Genomic DNA, 1,878 nt, shown 5'->3' on the forward strand with positions numbered 1-1,878 from the left:
AGGTACAGCTTGCCATGTGCTTGGCTCCACTACGCGGCGCGGCTTAACTTAGGCGTTAGGCCGCTATGGAAGATCCGCGCAAGGTTGCACGAACCAGCCTCATCGAGATCGCAGGCCGCGAAGGATACGAACGGCTCGTAGAATCCCTCGGAGAGTACTCGCGCCAGGATTCGCCTCGCCTCCGCTACTGGCACGAGACTCTGCTGTCCAAGCTCAACGAAGCTACTGGAATTCTCATCACTGACTTCGCCGCCGCTCAAGCGTTGCTGCTGCATTGCCACATCCACAATGAGCCATTGCAATGGCTGGAGGGGCGCATGGTTCCTGAGCTTCCCGTCCATAGCCCCGAATACCTAGCTGCGGAGGAGCAATTGTTCCCCCATTCGCATGAGGTGGAGTTCGGCCGCCTGCCGAGTCAAAAGGGTGGCATTGTTCAAGTGCTCTCGTGCCCCGCTTGTAGGGCTGCGCGACACATGTGGGCCGAGCAGCGGCCTAACAATTCATTCAAGCCGAAGCCGCTACGCGGCTCGGCTTAATTCAGGCGTTATACGCCGCAGAAACTGTCTCGTTAATTGAGGAAAAAAGCATGAGCGTCACGCGTGTGTTGGACAAAACAAGTAGTTTCGGTGCGCTGGTCTCGGCAATGTCGTGCGCCGGCTGCTTTCCGGCCCTCGGGTCTTTGGGTGCCGCGCTAGGCCTGGGATTCCTCGGGCAGTACGAAGGCTTTCTGTTCCGTAAGTTGCTGCCCGGTCTAGCGGTACTTGCGCTCCTGGTGAACGCTTGGGCGTGGTACAGGCACCGCCAACTTGCTCGCGGCTTGCTTTCGGTCGTCGGCCCAATTGCCGTGTTAGCTGCGCTTCTCGTCTTCTGGAGCTATGACTGGAGCATTTACCTGTTCTATGCGGGCATTGCCCTCATGCTTGTCGCGTCTATCCTTGATCTTCTGCGTCCCGTAAGAGCCGTCCAGTGTCCAGCATCGAACTAGAGTCCGTTATTACCTGCCCCGAGTGCGGTACTGCCACGCGGGAAACCATGCCCACCAATGCATGCCAGTGGTTCTATGAGTGCAGCGCTTGCCATGCAGTGCTCAAACCGTTGCCCGGGGATTGCTGCGTTTATTGCTCGTATGGCACGGTCAAGTGCCCACCCATTCAGCAGGGCAGTTCCTGCTGCAGCGGCGGCGTATAACAATTCATTCAAGCCGAAGCCGCTTCGCGGCTCGGCTTAATTCAGGCGTTAGCTGGCAAAGTCGCCAGGCTTCCAGCCGGAATGCGGAAGCCATCGCTTGACCAGCGTGCAGCCCTCAGTTTTCCCCCCGGGGAGAAGCAGGCTCCACGCATCGTCATTTCCGATCCATCGCGCAATCCATCCGGCCTGTGTCTTGTACGCCCGGACAATTTTTATGTCGTGGTCGTACATGTAAAGCATCACTGTTCGCTTTCGTCGCGCAGCCAGCCAGCTAACAATTCGTTCAAGCGGATGCCGCATCGTAGTTTCTCCATACTTGTGAGTTCCGGGCAGCGGCACCGCTTAACTCAACTGTTAGCTGGCACTGCGCTCAGGCCCGTCCTTCTGGACAAGTAGGGTGCGCGGCCTTTCCTCCACTTCCGCCAGCCCAAGGTGCGCGAGCAGACGGTCATGGGCTTCCTGGAGCTTCCAATACCGGACCCGGAAGTCGCGCAAGTCGTCCCGCAGATCGGCAATCTCGCGCTCAAATCGGCTTCGTGTGACAAACATCGGTCTCTCCTTATTTGTGGTGCGCCAGCTAACAAGGCGCTCAAGCCGAACCCGCTTCGCGGGTCGGCTTAGCTTCGGCGTTAGGCCCCGCAGGAGAATGCAATGACTCTGAGATGGGTGTTGACACTTCTAGCCATCTTC

General features: G+C 58.1%; 4 protein-coding genes. 3 read left to right on the forward strand and 1 reads right to left on the reverse strand.

The genetic code is table 11. The features are described 5' to 3' along the window. Nucleotides 1-65 precede the first annotated feature (65 nt). The 3 genes from ACFONC_RS15315 to ACFONC_RS15325 are packed head-to-tail and all read left to right on the forward strand — an operon-like array spanning nt 66 to nt 1,188. A complete protein-coding gene (locus tag ACFONC_RS15315) occupies nt 66-536 on the forward strand; it encodes a hypothetical protein (RefSeq protein WP_386745541.1) in 471 nt (156 codons plus the stop codon). Between the two features lie 50 nt (nt 537-586). Beyond that, on the forward strand, nt 587-985 hold the full coding sequence (gene merC / locus ACFONC_RS15320; RefSeq protein WP_292977494.1) for an organomercurial transporter MerC: 399 nt from the start codon (nt 587-589) through the stop codon (nt 983-985). Beyond that, the gene (locus ACFONC_RS15325; RefSeq protein WP_292977493.1) at nt 967-1,188 is read left to right on the forward strand and encodes a GDCCVxC domain-containing (seleno)protein; all 222 of its coding nucleotides are present in this window, start codon (nt 967-969) and stop codon (nt 1,186-1,188) included. The genes merC and ACFONC_RS15325 overlap by 19 nt, the downstream gene beginning before the upstream one ends. Nucleotides 1,189-1,542: 354 nt before the next feature. Here ACFONC_RS15325 and ACFONC_RS15330 read toward each other — a convergent pair whose 3' ends face one another. After that, complete coding sequence (locus ACFONC_RS15330) at nt 1,543-1,737, reverse strand: hypothetical protein (protein WP_386745543.1); 195 nt, start codon at nt 1,735-1,737, stop codon at nt 1,543-1,545. Nucleotides 1,738-1,878 lie beyond the last annotated feature (141 nt).

The organism is Luteimonas soli (genome assembly GCF_042648865.1).
GTDB lineage: Bacteria > Pseudomonadota > Gammaproteobacteria > Xanthomonadales > Xanthomonadaceae > Luteimonas > Luteimonas soli.